The following is a 14,764-nucleotide window of genomic DNA, read 5'->3' as shown; positions in this document are numbered from 1 at the left end:
ACATATATACGATAAAGTATCATTATAACGTGTATAGGTTACGCAAGTTATTTGTTTTGCGGTCAGCGATTGTTGCTATGGCGGCCTCGGCCCGTCTAGTATTCGTCAATATCGTGTCAGGCTGAAAGTTGCACAGGATAAGGGTTCGTGGCCCAAAAGCGCGGCCCCAAACCTAAGCGCCACGCGCCCTGTCGGGCACTGGCTTAAAGCAATTAACGCTAATTAGTTTGAACTAGAGTTCAAACATAGGTATTAACTTTTGGGGGTGTCGATGGTGTCAGCCGCAGAGTTTGCAGCACGAACCACGATCCTAAAAACACGCGTTAATGACGCCGAGCGGGGCTTTATTGCTCGCAAGGCGTCGGCACGCGGAGTTTCTGTAGGCACGTATCTACGTATGGCCGCCCTTCAGCGTCGAGAGCAGCGAGGCTCGCAGCTCGTTATCGAGCTACAGAGGCTCAATGCGCTACTGCTGGAGAACGCACGTCTCGGCGGGAAATCACTGAATCTAGACAGGATTGCCGAAGACCTTGCGAGCCTGATGCGGCTAGCCGAGTCAGGTGCAATCGAATGATCGTCAAGCGCATCAAGCCGAAGCATGCACCAACGCCTACGCGCGCAAAATCGGCTGTTAGCTACGCGACCTCAAAGGCGGGCGAGGCCGGATTTCTTGCAAATGAGATCGCCGCGCTGAAACGTCACGCCGAATCTCTCACCGCCAGCGATGGCGGCGAGGTCATGCTCACTCTACGGCATATTGCTGCGCTTGAAGAAATGCGTGAGCGCCTAATAAGCGGTATGGCCGCGTCCACCGGACGTGCCACTGCACTAGCGCGCTACGCTGTGCGCGAGAGCAGGGTGACTGGAGCCACCTGGAGCGATATAGGCGGAATTGCCGGGTGGTCGACGGGCGACTGTTTTTTTGCAGGGGTAACCTCCCCCCAGAGTGCCGACCGAGAGATGGCACGATTTGCAGCCTCGACGAAGCGTGGCGGCCACCCGATTGATCATCTCGTCGTGAGCTGGCCAGCGCATGAGCAACCGACAGACGAGCAGTTACTGTACTCGGCTAATCACTTATTGACGCTGTCCGGTGTTCCACTTGATTGCCCACGTGTACTGGCTGTTCACCGCGATACTGACAATGTGCATGTCCACGCTATTCTGTCGCGCTATCGCCCGGCCTACGATCGTGTGTGGTCGGCCACGCGCTGGCTCGACGCTCTACACCGAGCTACCAGGCAGGTCGAGATAGAGATGGGATTTAGTCACGACAATGGCAATGCAGTTGTGGTTGAAATTGATGGTGCAAAGACCGTCGTCGATAAGCGATTCCAGCGAGCGCAGCTGAGTGCGCAGGCCGCCACCTTTGAGTCGAGGAACCTCAAACCATCGTTCGAGCGATACGTGCGCGAATCACGCCATGAGATCGAGCAGGCGCTGAACGATTCGCGAGATTGGAACGCGCTACATCGTCTGCTAGCAGCGCGACTCGGGATTGGCCTGCGCCGTCATGGGGCGGGGCTGGTGATCACGAATCTGAGCGGGTCAGAGGTGAATGCGAAGGCTAGTTTCGGGGGGCTCTCTGCCCCACGCTTGGAGTCGCTTTTGGGCCCATGGCAGCAACTGCGAGCACCAGGTGCAATGCAGGCGCTGCGCACGCTCGCGGGCGTAGCACCGAGCAAATACAAGCCAGGCGGTGCGGCGGTCACGCCCTCCGTGGCCAGCACGACGATTCAACAGGCGCGGAGGGACACGCGCGCGCGCGTCACCGTAACTGGAGAGGTACGCCAGACCAATCGCCTGACCACGATCCAGGCCGAGTTCGAGCGAGCCCTACTATCCGCCGATAGCGGGGCAGATCGACGCCGCATAGAGCGGGAGTTTGCCCAGCGCAGGCGGCGCGAGTTGGAGGAGGATCGGCGCAAGTGCCGCGAAGCCCTGGACGCGGCAGAACGTCTTTATGCAGCGAGGCGGCGCACGCCTTTGCAGCTGTCGCGGCTAGACCCCAACGCCGTCGATAGCGACTTAGTGCCGCGTATTCCGCGTGCCGGCGCGCCGGCACTTTTGGTCGTGGGTATCCAGGTGCAGCTGTTCATCGTACAACTGCCCGGATTGCATGCTACGAGCACAGATCAGGGGGTTGAGTATCAAAGAAGCGGCTCCACGGTCATCGTCGATGACGGCGAGCGAGTGCATGTTCACAGCGAGGTTTCAGCAGACATCGAGGACGGCCTGTCGATTCTTCTGGCCTCCCGGCCGGAGGTGGCTGAGCGTGGTGTTACCCTCACTGGCAGTGATGAGTTCCGAGAACGCGCAATGGTGATTGTTGCGCGGGCTGGGCTGACGATTGCCAATGACGATGGGAAAATGCAGGCGGAATTTGCATTAGTCAGGGATCGTCTGCTGGTTGAGTTAGATCTAGCAGCAGACCATCAGCAAAGGAGGCACTTATTGAGCTAGACAGGTAAAGCCTAGACCGTGCCTCTATGTCGTTCTGATACCCCTGGCGGCGGCAGATGTAGCGCGTTAGCGACTACGATCGAAGGGTAAAACAACCCCAGGCTCGTTCAAGGGCTTCGAAACGGAGCTAACTGACTTCTTAAGATTCTTCAGCTTGGCCAGATGAGTGACAGCCGCCCCCCCGCTAAGGTAGTGCTCAGGCAAACCAGTCAGCGCTTCGATGTCATTGGCTGCAAGACCGATGTAGGCGCTCACCGCGTCCACCGGCATGACCCCCGAAGAGGCAAGCAGTTCGATCGTTCGCTTAAGCAAGCGTGCTTGCTCCGGCGCACGATCATCGTCTCCAGGTTCCGCTTTTACCCCCCAGCGTGTTGAGCGACGCTTGAAGAGCACCCCTTTGGTATCGCTATCAATAACTTTCAGTGCCCACAGGCGCATCACCATAGCTGCCACAGATACTCCCCAGCGCTGCTTAAGAAGCAGAAGGCTATCGAGGGTGACAGGGCTTTTCACTTCTGCGGCGAACGTTTCAGCTGGAAGCAAAAATGCCCCTGCAAATCGGTGGGCTTGGTCTTCCATGAGCTTGTGTCGAGCAGGATCAGTTGAGCGATCAATACCCTTGTGCAGAATCAGATGGCCCAATTCATGGGCCAGATCGAAGCGGCTGCGAAAGCCATTTTGCTTGTCAGCTGAGAGTAAAACGAGAGGGCGGTTCAATGCTTGGCTCCATGCCGACAAACCTTCGATGCTTGCCACGCCAGTTTCTTCCCGCACCAAGATCACTCCCGCACCTTCAACTGCTAAGGCGAGATCAGGTATTGCGCGACGTCCAAGGCCCCAAAGTTCTCGACATTCGTCAGCTGCATCCTCGATATCGCCATTGGTGATTTGCTCAGGATCCGTGAAAGATCGCTTTGGCAGATTTACCTCCGGAAAATCCACAAACTCGCTCAGGGCCAGGGCGATGTCCTGAGCCCATTCGAGTCGTGCTTCCAACATCGTGCGAGCGTTGGCGTGCGCTGACGCATTACTACGGAATAGAGGGAGGGAGCACTTTTCTGGCAAAGGCCGAGTGAACCACTCAGGTGTCACATTGATGACTTTGGAAAGGTTTATGAGTGCTTCGGCTTCAGGGGATTGCTGGCCGTTTTTCCACTTACTAACTGTGGCAGGCGATACGCCCACCATGCTAGCTAAGGAGACCTGAGAGAGGCCACGGGCCGCGAGTGCCTGTAACAGCCGTCCCGGCTCGAACCCTATAATTCCACGACTCATGATGCTGTGATTTGTCCCGTTTCGATAAGACCCGTTTTGAGCCTCGGTTTCGCCAAGTCCGCCTGCTGCAGCGGCGCTTCTTCGTAGCGAGCTAGAAACCGATGAAGAGGTTCACGAAACAGCCAGCCATCCATTTCGGCGGCTGGAACGGCAATATGAATCTCCAATGGCCTCTCGGGCTGGTTCTTAAGCGAGCCACTGAAGCAGGCTACGAAGAAAAAGGTGCCGGTGGTGATGGGTTCCGGAGCAAACAGAGACGGCTGAACCAACTGAGCCAATACCTTGTTCACTTCTGCAAGCTCACGACGGATAACGCTACGCCTGCAGTTGTTCCAGTTGGTAGATGACATGTTGAGGCGACTAAACTTGAAGATACCTGCTCTGCCTACTACAACACTGTTGCCTCGTAGTGGAGTGTGCACTGCTTCAGCGGCTTGTAGGAGGTCGTAGAACCTCTCATTCATATGAAAAGCCCGCATCTGCCCCAAGGCATTCTTACGGTGACTGTCGTCCATTTCCTTCGTAACCAGGTGAGCGTGAAGTGCGCCTGCGTCAAAAGCATCCTCAACCCCCATGACAAGGTTTCTCGGAATGTTATGGCGCAACAAATCGCCGATTGAGGCCTTGCGAATGTCTATCATAGAGGGGTGCCTAAGTTTCGTTTATATGGATTATACCCTTAAAAAATTTCGTGTGAATAGTTTTCTGGTGTCTTTCATTGATATTTAAATAAGGGTTTGCCAGCCCAGCCCAGCCCAGCCCAAGCCAGGCAGTGAGAGCGTTGCGCTGAGTTTTCCTGTCTCCTCTGGCCAGACCGACTGCCTGTCACGAGCGTCAATTTTCATTCTCTCGCTTGGTTAGCAATACGTCGCCGTAAACCGTCATGGCTAACGAGTATTGAGGTGCATCGCCTAAGGCCTGTGCCACCGCCTCGTTGGCCTTCTTCGTTGCCTGAAGTACTGTCGTGCCAGCCTCCCACTCCCGCAGGAAGGGCTCCAGCCAGCGGTACGTTACTTTCACATCTAACGGCCAGGGTGATGCAATTACTACTCGGCACCCTTTATCCAGAAGCAGTTTTGGAAGACCGACAACTGTATTGTCGAGTGGATGTTTGTCGATTCGTCCTCCGCTACAGACAAAGAGGATGACAACCTCAATGCCTGCGAGAGTTGACGCAAGTGCGGAAGGTGACTCGAACAGGCTGTCTTCGTCCCTAATGCTATGAATATAGCGTCCACCAGCGGTCAATCCTCCATGAGCTGTCACCACCGCTAGGCCGGCATCAAACATGCCGTGTGGTAATTTCCTACTCGTATCCACCGTAAATTCGAAGTCATCAAAAGTACTTCTCAGCCGGTCAAGTGCCAGGTCTAATGGGCCTCCTAGCTCTGGGCCATCTTCAGCAGATATCCAGGCTTTGTATGCGGTCTGACCGCTGCGTGCTTGATTTCGGATCATCGAGAACCACGTAAGCGATGGCGCCATCCCTATTGCAGATGCAACACCGTGAAACTGGCTGAAACCGCCAGCTTCGCTCGGTTCGGCGATGCTCAGGTTATAGGTCATCTGCTGCAGTAGCGGCTCTGCTATCACAAGCAATGCATTCGATGAGGGAAGGCGTACATCCAGTGCTTCCATGGTGGTGTAAAACTCGTTGGAGCCTTCGGCAGAATCGATGTAACCGTAGCTCCACGGGTATTTCTGTAGCCATGCGAGTAGCCGCAGCTTAAACGGTTGAGGATGTGTAGGCTGCTCGATGCATCGAGTTTCGCCGTTCGACACGTATGTCACGACCAGCTCGCCACTCCGATCCACTCCGATAAATGCAACGTCCAATCCTGCCTTGTTCAAGAACTGTGAATAGCGAACAGGCCAGCCACATTCCAGTTCCGGGGGCGTTTCAGGCAAGCTAATCGCGTGGTCGGCTAGCAGTTCGACTCCGAATGCCTTGCTCTCCTCAGAAGCTATATTCCCAGCTGGGTCATCTAGAAGCCGGCGTGCAGCAACGCCCACGAATGCGAAGTCACCAGGAGCGTCACTGGCGTACAAACCTTTCTGAACGCGGTTGAACATTTCTGCGACATCGGATGCCGATGGAGCAGCTGTGGAAAGCGTTTGCACCAGATGGGCGGCTTGCTCTCCCACTAGCCCAAGGCCTATACGTAGCTGTTCGCGTGCTTGCTCACTGACCTCCACATTTCCGGCATCTGCCCTCTGAATAGCCTGTCCCATTAAAACTACGAGAGGGAAAAGAAAGCTGCGGTCATGCACTGCGCTCTTAAAGCTGCTGCTTAGTTCCTCTACGATCGCCCCGATCTCTGGTGAGTCGTTCTCGACTTTCATTAATCGCAAGCTCAGATCTAAGGCTACAATGCGGGCGTCATTGTCCGCATCGTGGCCTAGGTCCGCAGTCAGTTGCTTCAGGATTGGTAGGAAATCGTTCGCGAGGTCGAAAAGACCCAAATCTCGCAGAATACGAATTGCGGTATGAATCTCATTCCAAAGATCAGGCTTCTCCACTGGAGCGTCCGTTGCCATTGCGGACACAAGTCCAACCAGAGCTTCGGTTAGATTCCGGCAGCGATGGTAGGTGTCTGCGAAAGCATGCCAAGCTAAGCGAGCACGCCCTGCGTCTCCCTGTCCGATTAACAGACTTTGTTCGGTTAGGTTCCGAGCACGCTGATACTGTCCCACCGTGGCGCATTGGCCAGCTAGAAGCCGCAGTACTCGAAGATCTGTGTTGCGTTCGGCGGTAGCGTGCGGTGCCATGGCACACACCAAAAGCACAAGAGTCTCCAGGAAGTCGATGTCAACATCCTCACCTTTTGGCGCGCTCATCAAAATTAATCGAGTCACGAGGCGAATGGTGTGATCGGGGTGGGCTGCCAGTTCTTTGGGTAGGATGGTTACCCCATGTTCCCCTGCCCCCTGATCACTAAGCCATTTGAGGCACTGCGCTACCACAGCCTTGATAGCGTCTTCAGTGGGGGCGAGCCCGTCAGCCCGGTCTCCCTGCCGCTCGCCCTCAGTAGTGTCGTTACGTAGGTTGGCAAGACGCACACCCTCACTCGTAAGATCAAGCATGATGAAGGCAGCAATTGGCACGCCGATGTCACCGCACGACTCCACAGATAGCAGTCGAGAAATTCCTGTACGGATTGAGCTGTCTTCAGGGTGCCGGGCAAGATAACGGAATACAGACTGCAGCCGCTCCCGGTAGTACTCGCCATCATCTCGGCCGAGTTCTTCCCTCAGCATCATTGCTCGCACTGACGACAGCGTAAGCTGGGTCGCCTGTCTTCCGTATGTTTCGGATTTCGTGATCTGGCTAGCGGCGTCAGCCGCATCTCTGTACTGCCCTGAATGCCAGGCATGCATAGCACAGCAAATCACGGCCAGCTCGAACCACTCGTTACTCCAATTTTGCGCGCTCTCAATCACGAGGCCGTAATCCTGCTGCGGTGATAGCACTCCATCCAGTATCTTCAAGTGCCTATCAGTGAATCCCGCCGTAGTGAGCGCGCCTTGCGAATCAGGTGTCGCATCTTGGCAATTCATTAATAGACGACGATCACGATTCTCTCTCAGGCGTAGCGAGCTCGGGCAAAGCTGTGCCAGCCGTTCATCGTAACGCTCAATCAGTGAGTTTTCCTGCAGAAGGGTTACAAGCTCAAGTCCTTGCTCGATCCACATCACGTTGCGCGCAACAGTCGGATCTTTCGGTAGTAATGCGAGTGCGAGAGAGTTGTCTCCAGCCTTATGTGCTAGCCATGAAGCCTGGATTGAGTTGGCCGGATCCATCGACGAAGAGTGCGAGGTAAGAAGGGTGAGGGCATTAAGCGTTTCGTCGGTCTTTCCTGTCCTAGAAAACAACTGCGCTAAAAGATGCAGTCGATTGATCTCGGGTAGCTGCATTTCCTCTATCTCTGCCACTACCGCCGCGACGTCTCCTCGGAGTACGAGCGATACCCAACGCTGCGCATTTTGTTCCACCTTATCTTTGGCATCTGGTTCGCTAATCAGCGCCATCACATAGCAGCTGTCGACGCCGGTCAGCAGATCCACATTGCGTGCCTGCTTCGCCGGAGTCTCGTTGACGTGAACAACCGCATAACCCATGGTTGCCTGAACTGTAGAGACGGCAAGTTGGCAGAGGCGGGCCACATGCGGTGACCATAAGTCCTCGGATGTACGAACCGCCGATACTCCGAATGCTGCGGGCTCCTCAAGGTTTTCGTCTCGGTAGAGGCTGGCCTCAGCAATCGCCACAAGTTTGTGCTGCCCTTGCGCCGCGATGGTGGCATCAAGGTCAGTTATCTCAAGGGTTGGGCTCGTTACTACGCGCGTCTTGCGCTGGAGAAACTCTAACTGCCTGTCGTTCGGAGATTTACCTGTCATAGCAAGGAACCCCGATGCCAACGCTTCATGGACGCTTTCAGCTGTTAAGGTTGTTGTCGAGGCGGGTGGCAGCGCGACGACAACTCCAGCGAACGGATTTTTACCTTCCGGATCTCTCATATACAGAAGTAATGAGACCACCATTCGTCCGATGACCTCTTCAAACGAGCCTCCCTGGATTAGGTCTGCTGTCCCAAAAGCGACCCCTTGCGCGAGCCATTCGCGAGGATCAAATCCTTCGATATCTAAAGTCTGCCCATTCTCCGTATCGCTCATTGCCGCTCCCTAGCCAAGTCTTGCGACGGCCAACTGATTCGGTAAGTGTCTCTCATTAGTAGGGTCGAACTGCTATCACAGAGTGCATCTGTCGCTTTAGGTCAGCGCCCCTTCATAGGCGCGAGCTGTCGTGATCTTCGATGCTCGGCGGAGTGAAGACCAGCTTCTTGTCAGGCTTACCCTCAGCCAAGTAGACCCCATAGCTGTCGCAGCTCAGCATGCTATGACATTGGTACCCACTGTCGAGCAACTCCCGGTGCAGCTCAACCAGGGCCGGAGAGCCGTTAGAAAACGCCACCTCGTAAGAGCCAAGGCCGCCTTCCATTTTGCAGCTCACTACCGCCCCAACAGGCACATGCCAGTTCTCAGAGCGGAGCTTGGCGATGTTGTGTAGGGCGAGCTTGAGCAGCTCGTTGAGGTCTGCATTTGTGTCGGCGTGGACGGTGAGTTGGATGCTGACAGGGTTAGACATGGGGGTGTCTCGATAGGGAAAGACCTCAGGCTACGGCCGGCCTATGGTCAGTGCAAGTCGGAGCGACGAGCACATAGAGCCGCCTGGCTTCGCGCTTCATGGCAATCTGGCCTGCCCTGGAGCTGGTGGGCAGGCAGTTAAGAGCTACTGCTCGAATTTCTCCGCTCAAACTCCATCGGATTGATGTAGCCCAACATCGAGTGGCGACGGCTGTGATTGTAAAAGCGGTGTAGTCGAGCAGGTCTGTTTTCGCCTCGTGGTAGCGGGCATAGCGCGTCAGGTACGGCCGCTCGGTCTTCAGCGAACGAGAGAACCTCTCCATCGCGGCGTTGTCCCAGCAGTTCCCCGGACGTACATGGCTACTGACTCCGAAATTCAGTCTGGTGAGCTAGGCGCTATCGAGTAGTGCTTGGAACTGCTCAAGCAGAAGGTCGGCGAGAGCTCCATAGGCTTCTATAACTGCTGCATGCCTTTCCACGCTGCACTCGATTACGGTGCGAATCGGGATAGGGGCTTGCGTCCCAAAGCCAATCTCTCTGCCGAGATCGGTGTCACGAACTGCAATTTTCGTGATAATCCCCATGCCGATGTTGCGTGGGTGGCCATGCTCTCGCTGGTTGCGGAAGTCACTTGTTCGCATCGCCCATTCTTCCGGGTTTATTGTACCCAGCAATGCTGCCAGTCGTTGCCAACCGGTCCATGGCTGTCCGATCCGAGATGCGATGGTCATCGTGAGGTGGCGGTCATGATTCCATTGCAATTGCGGGTCATCGCGGTTGAAGTGGTGATTGGCAATGCTGCTTCCCGTCGATGCCGCGAACATCATTCTCCCACGTAAGGCCTGTGGGGCACTCAGGGCAAGGGTTGAAACTGGCGTGATGTGGTGTAGCAGCAGGTCGAACTGGTCGTCGAGGTTGCAGTCGTTGTAGACAGGTTCCCAGGCAGCCAAAATATTGATCCAGCTGCGGAACTGGTTCGCGCTGTTTGATATTTCGCGAAGGTAGTCTGTCGCGGCCTGATAGAAAAAGCCGGCAGGGTAGGCGGGCATGCTGTGCTCGCTGCACAGCTCAGGAGGCTGCACGATGCTAGTTACCAGCGCCTCCCGGTAGTTGCGACGGAACGCGGTGAATAGCTCGATTGCGCGATTATCTTCCACGGGTAACTCTGAGTCAGCGGTCAGAGCGCCACAGTTTACTTAGTGGCCGAGGTACGCTTCCAGATCAGAATATCAGTGAGCTAGGGTTGACGCGCTGTGTCGCCAACGGACTACTTAGTGTTCTGCGGCTGCGTGGACGGAGCTAATGCTGAGTGCCTTTTCGAGTGCCTTTTTTAGTTTTGAAATAGGAGGGCTTTAGGTTGTACGGGCTATAGCTGATTGACGTTCGATTCCTATCTCCGGCACCATTTCCAGCAAAGGGTTGGCTTCGGCCAACCCTTTTTCGTTGTGGCGCTGCAAAATCCCTGGCGTTGCTGTCCAAGCAGCTGTGACGATGGCTTGCGGGTTGCCGGCCTGGCGCCGGGCCTGCCCTGATGGGAGTTGCTCATGTTCGCACGTTCGCTCGTCCTGATCCTGGCTGCGGCCTGCGCCGGTGTTGTGCTGGCCGACGAGCCGCAGACCATTCGCGTCATCCCCAAGAGCTACATCAGCCCGGGCGCCAGTGGCAGCGTTTCCGGCTCGGTGCGCTACGAGCAGCACAATCTCTATGGCGGGCAGCGCCTGCCGCAGGGCAGCGTGAGGCAGGAGAGCCGCTACGGCAGCCAGTCCAGCGAGACGCGCGGCGGCATTCGGCAGAGCACCGAGTACCCCGGTGGGCTGATCATCGAGCGTCAGCCAGGCAGTGGCAGCTATCAGCAGCAGCGTAGCCGCTGACGCATCAGCGGTTGGCGGCGAGCTTGTCGGGGTGGCCCGGCGCGTCGGCGATCACTGCGCGGTTGCGCCCCTCGCTCTTGGCCCGGTACAGGCATTCGTCGGCGCGCTGTAGCCAGCTTTCCCAATGCTCGCCGCTGTGCAGGATGGCCCCGCCGATGGACACCGTCACACCGCCACCGGGGCTTTCCAGCTCCTGCTGCACGCTGCGCAGCAGGTTCTGCGCGGCCGTATGCAGGCCTTCGAGGCCGGTGTTGGGCAGCAGCAGGAGGAATTCCTCGCCACCGAAGCGGAACAGGCGGTCCTCCTTGCGCGAGCAGCGCTTGATCAGCTCGACGAAGGCCACCAGTACCTGATCGCCCACGTGATGGCCGAAGCGGTCGTTGATCTGCTTGAAGTGGTCCAGGTCCATCACCAGCAGGCCGTAGCTGTCGCTGTGGCGGCGATGGCTGGCCATGGCGATCTTCAGCTCTTCGTTCATGGCGCGCCGGTTGCGCGCGCCGGTCAGCGGGTCGTGGATGGCCAGCAGCTGCAGGCGGTCGCGCTGATTGCGGGTGCGGAAGGCGAAGATGAAGCTGAGCACGCTGGCCATCATGCAGGTGACCAGGAACGAGATCATCTGGTAGTGACTCTCGAACACGCTGCCAGGCACCAGCAATGCGTAAGTGACCAGGCTGACCAGCACCACGCTGGTCGCCAGCAGCGCCTTGCCGGGCGTGACCATGAAGAAGTTGAAGAGAATCAGCGGGTAGATCCAGAACAGGCCGTTGACCCCCAGGTTGATGGCGATCAGCGTGGCGCCGAGGGAGAACACGCCCGCCAGGTAGATGCCGGGCTTGACCGTGTCCCGCGTGGCCCAGGCGTAGAGCACGGCGAAGAGGGTGGACAGGACGATGACCGTGTCCGCGATGCCGACCAGGTAGTTGCCGTGCAGCAGGCGATAGACGGCATACGGGGAGATGCCGATGATGCCGAACAGCCCCATCAGGGTGATGATCGAAAGCTGAAAATCATTGCGCAGGCGCTTCAGCAGGCGAGCGGTCTGGGTAGCCATAGCGTTTCTTTTCATTGTTGTGGACCAAGCATGCAGAGCTTCGACCGCTCATGGCAAGGGGCATTCCTGAGCAAAGTGCCAGTATTCCTGCCCTCGGCGAAAGGTGGCTCAGTGAGCGCGCAGCGATACTAACGGCTTGTTGCGTCGATAGCGGGCCAGCCGTTCGGCTAGTTCGGCCGGCAGCGGGTCGCAGTCGACGAATCCCTGGCGCTGATAGAAGCAGCGTAGCTGCGGATGGCAGAACAGCCAGATGGCTTCGGGATGCTGCGCCAGACAGGCGCGCAGCAGTTCGCCGGCCACGCCCTGACGCCGCAGCGCGGGCGCGACGAACAGGCCGGTCAGCCACTGTCCGGCGCTGACCGGGCGCAGGCTGAGGGCCGCGACGATGTCCCCACTGCTCTGGGCGACCCACACCTCATCGCCTGCCTGGCCGCGCATGGGCGAGCGATGGCTGCGATAGAACTTGTTGAGCAGCGGCTGCAGCTCGGAGGGCAGGCAACGGTAGTGGGGGGTGGACATCGACCGGCACGGGTGAGGACAGGGCCTGCCATTTAACCGCAGATTTTGGTTAACGACTGCGCATTTGCGCCCTGTCGGTTCGTGACAGCTCACCGGCAGCACCGCATCATGAGCGCGCTCGTCCATCGCTCAAGGATTCTCCGCGTGTCCCGACCGTCGCCCCCTACCATCGTGTTCGCCGCACAGAGTTCGGCCGGACGGGTGCGTACGCACAACGAAGATGCGCTGGCCTGTCGGCCTGAACTTGGCCTCTGGGCCGTTGCCGATGGCATGGGCGGGCACGCCAGTGGCGAGGTGGCCAGCGCCAGGGCGCTCGATGGGCTGATCGCCGCCTTGGAGCAGGGGCAGACACTGGAGGCGGCGGTGCAGGCTGCCCACCAGGCCGTGCTGGCTGCCGCCGCGTCCAGCGATGGCGCGGCGGACATGGGCAGCACCCTGGTGGCGGTCCGCATGCAGGGCGATGCCTTCGAGCTGGCCTGGATCGGCGACAGCCGCGCCTATCGCATCGCCGCTGACCGCATCGAGCAGCTCAGCCACGATCACAGCTGGGTGCAGGTGATGATCGACGCCGGCCAGCTGAGCGTCGAGGAGGCGCGCGAGCATCCACGGCGCAACCTGATCCTGCAATGCCTCGGCCAGGGTGAACCGGTGCTCGACGTCGGCCTGCTGCATGGTCACCTGGCGGCCGATGAACTGTTGCTGCTGTGCAGCGATGGCCTGACCTGCGAGCTGGATGACCCGGCCATCCAGCACTGCTGCGCCGAGTCGGCCACCCTGGAGGCGATGGTCGAACAGTTGCTGGGGCTGGCAAATGGCCATGGCGGTAGAGACAATATCAGCTGCATCGTCCTCGGCCTCGCTGCGCCTGCCTCGCCCTGCGAGGCGCCGGCGCGCAGCCTGCTGAGCAAACTGTTCAAATTCCGTCAATCCTGAGTGCCAGTCGAGTCGTATGAACCAGCCTTCGATCAACGTACCCGGTTACAGCATTCATGGTCGCCTGGGCAAGGGAGGCATGGCGGAGGTCTACCTGGCCACCGAAGAGGCGCTGCAGCGCCAGGTGGCGCTGAAGGTGCTGCTGCATCGCGAGGATGAGGAATTCACCCAGCGTTTCATCAAGGAAGGCCACATCGTCGCCTCCTTGCAGCATCCGTCGATCATCACCATCTACCGCATCGACCAGCTGGCCGATGGCCGCCACTTCCTCGCCATGGAGTACCTGGCCGGTGGCGACCTGGCCCAGTACAAGGGGCAGCGCCTGGAGCCCGCGCGGGCCTTGGGCATCGTCCGGCAGATCGCCAGCGCCCTGGTCGTGGTGCACGACAAGGGGCTGGTACACCGCGACATCAAGCCCGGCAACATCCTGTTCCGCGACGACGGCACGGCGGTGCTCACCGATTTTGGTGTGGCCAAGGCGCTGCAACTCGACAGCGACCTGACCCAGTCGGGGATCGCCGTCGGCAGCCCGGCCTACAGTAGCCCGGAGCAGGCGCAGTGCCAGGCGCTGGATGCGCGCAGCGACATCTACAGCCTGGGCGTGATCCTGCTGGAGATGCTCACCGGGCATAACCCCTTCCGTGGCGAGAACTACACCCAGACACTGATGAACCAGCTGCAGCTGGAGCCACCGCAACTGCCCGAGCCGTTGCGCGAGCTGCAGTGGCTGCTCGAACGCATGCTGGCCAAGGCGCCGGACGAACGCTTCGCCGACTGCCACGTGCTGCTGGCCAGCCTGGATGAGCTGCAGGATGCCGAGCAGGAACTGACGCGCATGACGCCGGCAGTCAAGGCGCCGCCACGCCAGGCCCGCCGGCGCTGGTTGCCCTGGGCGCTACTGGGCGTGCTGCTGCTGGCGGGGGCGGGCGCCGGTGGCTACTACTGGCAACTGCAGCAGCGCATCGCCGGCTTGCTCGTGCTGGGCGAGGCGCGTCTGGCCGGCGGGCAGCTGCTGACCCCGGCGCAGGACAACGCCGACTACTACTTCCGCCAGGCGCTGCTGCTGGATGCCGACAACGCCCAGGCCAGCGATGGCTTGCAGCGCGTGCTGCAGGCGCGCATCCAGGGCTATCTGCAACTGGCCGAGGAGCGCCTGGCCGAGGGCCTGCTGATCCTGCCCGAGGACGACAGCGCGGTGCACTACTTCCGCCAGGTACTGGGCTGGGAACCGGACAACCTGCTGGCGCTGGCCGGGATCAACCGCGTGGCGCAGCGCTTCATCGATCAGACCGAGGCGGCCTACGCGCGGCGCGAGTACAACCTGGCCCTGGAGCAGATCAAGCAGGGGCTCGAGGCCGAACCCGACAACGAGCGGCTGCTGGCGCTGTACGACGGCCATCAGGAGCGTGTGCGCCAGGCCACGCAACCGGCTGCACGACCGGCGCAGCGTTCCTCGCAGAACCCGATCAAGCGCCTGCTGAACAACCTTTTCGACTGAACCGAGGCA

Annotated in this window: 12 protein-coding genes and 2 pseudogenes; 5 read left to right on the top strand and 9 right to left on the bottom strand. The window is 58.7% G+C overall.

All coding sequences use genetic code 11. From position 1 onward, the window contains the following. The first annotated feature begins 271 nt into the window (after nucleotides 1-271). Nucleotides 272-574, top strand: coding sequence for a hypothetical protein (locus FIV02_RS25360; protein WP_371923180.1), 303 nt, complete (start codon nucleotides 272-274; stop codon nucleotides 572-574). Next, the gene (locus FIV02_RS17280; RefSeq protein WP_152489311.1) at nucleotides 571-2,463 is read left to right on the top strand and encodes a relaxase/mobilization nuclease domain-containing protein; all 1,893 of its coding nucleotides are present in this window, start codon (nucleotides 571-573) and stop codon (nucleotides 2,461-2,463) included. Before FIV02_RS25360 ends, FIV02_RS17280 begins: the two co-directional genes overlap by 4 nt. Nucleotides 2,464-2,529: 66 nt before the next feature. Here FIV02_RS17280 and FIV02_RS17275 read toward each other — a convergent pair whose 3' ends face one another. The 7 genes and pseudogenes from FIV02_RS17275 to FIV02_RS17255 all read right to left on the bottom strand — a co-directional run bounded on the left by FIV02_RS17275 (nucleotide 2,530) and on the right by FIV02_RS17255 (nucleotide 10,040). Beyond that, a complete protein-coding gene (locus FIV02_RS17275; protein WP_256663136.1) occupies nucleotides 2,530-3,462 on the bottom strand; it encodes an ImmA/IrrE family metallo-endopeptidase in 933 nt (310 codons plus the stop codon). Between the two features lie 135 nt (nucleotides 3,463-3,597). After that, nucleotides 3,598-3,651, bottom strand: a pseudogene (locus FIV02_RS25045) (hypothetical protein); the annotation flags it as partial. Nucleotides 3,652-3,734: 83 nt separating this feature from the next. Next, nucleotides 3,735-4,379 carry a hypothetical protein gene (locus FIV02_RS17270; protein WP_152489309.1) on the bottom strand — a complete coding sequence of 215 codons (645 nt, stop codon included), beginning with the start codon at nucleotides 4,377-4,379 and terminating at the stop codon, nucleotides 3,735-3,737. 193 nt (nucleotides 4,380-4,572) lie between these two features. After that, complete coding sequence (locus FIV02_RS17265) at nucleotides 4,573-8,412, bottom strand: CHAT domain-containing protein (protein ID WP_152489308.1); 3,840 nt, start codon at nucleotides 8,410-8,412, stop codon at nucleotides 4,573-4,575. A gap of 112 nt (nucleotides 8,413-8,524) precedes the next feature. After that, nucleotides 8,525-8,884, bottom strand: a complete 360-nt coding sequence (locus FIV02_RS17260) for a hypothetical protein (RefSeq protein ID WP_152489307.1) — start codon at nucleotides 8,882-8,884, stop codon at nucleotides 8,525-8,527. Between the two features lie 229 nt (nucleotides 8,885-9,113). Next, nucleotides 9,114-9,236, bottom strand: a pseudogene (locus FIV02_RS25355) (IS3 family transposase); the annotation flags it as partial. A 36-nt stretch (nucleotides 9,237-9,272) separates the two neighbouring features. Then, nucleotides 9,273-10,040 carry a hypothetical protein gene (locus FIV02_RS17255; protein ID WP_152489306.1) on the bottom strand — a complete coding sequence of 256 codons (768 nt, stop codon included), beginning with the start codon at nucleotides 10,038-10,040 and terminating at the stop codon, nucleotides 9,273-9,275. Nucleotides 10,041-10,427: 387 nt separating this feature from the next. On the opposite strand from FIV02_RS17255, the gene FIV02_RS17250 reads away from it, so the two are divergent. Next, nucleotides 10,428-10,754, top strand: a complete 327-nt coding sequence (locus FIV02_RS17250; RefSeq protein ID WP_134677146.1) for a hypothetical protein — start codon at nucleotides 10,428-10,430, stop codon at nucleotides 10,752-10,754. A gap of 4 nt (nucleotides 10,755-10,758) precedes the next feature. Here the strand turns inward: FIV02_RS17250 and FIV02_RS17245 are convergent, their stop codons facing one another. Continuing rightward, nucleotides 10,759-11,805 (bottom strand): GGDEF domain-containing protein, encoded by a 1,047-nt coding sequence (locus FIV02_RS17245; RefSeq protein WP_037056129.1) that lies wholly within the window; start codon nucleotides 11,803-11,805, stop codon nucleotides 10,759-10,761. Nucleotides 11,806-11,913: 108 nt separating this feature from the next. Further along, nucleotides 11,914-12,324, bottom strand: coding sequence for a GNAT family N-acetyltransferase (locus FIV02_RS17240; RefSeq protein WP_037056131.1), 411 nt, complete (start codon nucleotides 12,322-12,324; stop codon nucleotides 11,914-11,916). A gap of 144 nt (nucleotides 12,325-12,468) precedes the next feature. Between FIV02_RS17240 and FIV02_RS17235 the strand changes: the two genes are divergently transcribed. Both FIV02_RS17235 and FIV02_RS17230 read left to right on the top strand, forming a co-directional pair. After that, nucleotides 12,469-13,257, top strand: coding sequence for a PP2C family serine/threonine-protein phosphatase (locus tag FIV02_RS17235; RefSeq protein ID WP_134677149.1), 789 nt, complete (start codon nucleotides 12,469-12,471; stop codon nucleotides 13,255-13,257). 16 nt (nucleotides 13,258-13,273) lie between these two features. Next, entirely contained in the window at nucleotides 13,274-14,755 is a 1,482-nt protein-coding gene (locus tag FIV02_RS17230) for a serine/threonine-protein kinase (RefSeq protein WP_152489305.1), read from the top strand. Nucleotides 14,756-14,764: the final 9 nt, after the last annotated feature.

This window comes from Pseudomonas sp. THAF187a (assembly GCF_009363395.1).
GTDB lineage: Bacteria > Pseudomonadota > Gammaproteobacteria > Pseudomonadales > Pseudomonadaceae > Aquipseudomonas > Aquipseudomonas khazarica.
The sequence above is the reverse complement of the archived record's forward strand: the minus strand, read 5'-3'. Positions and strand labels throughout refer to the sequence as shown.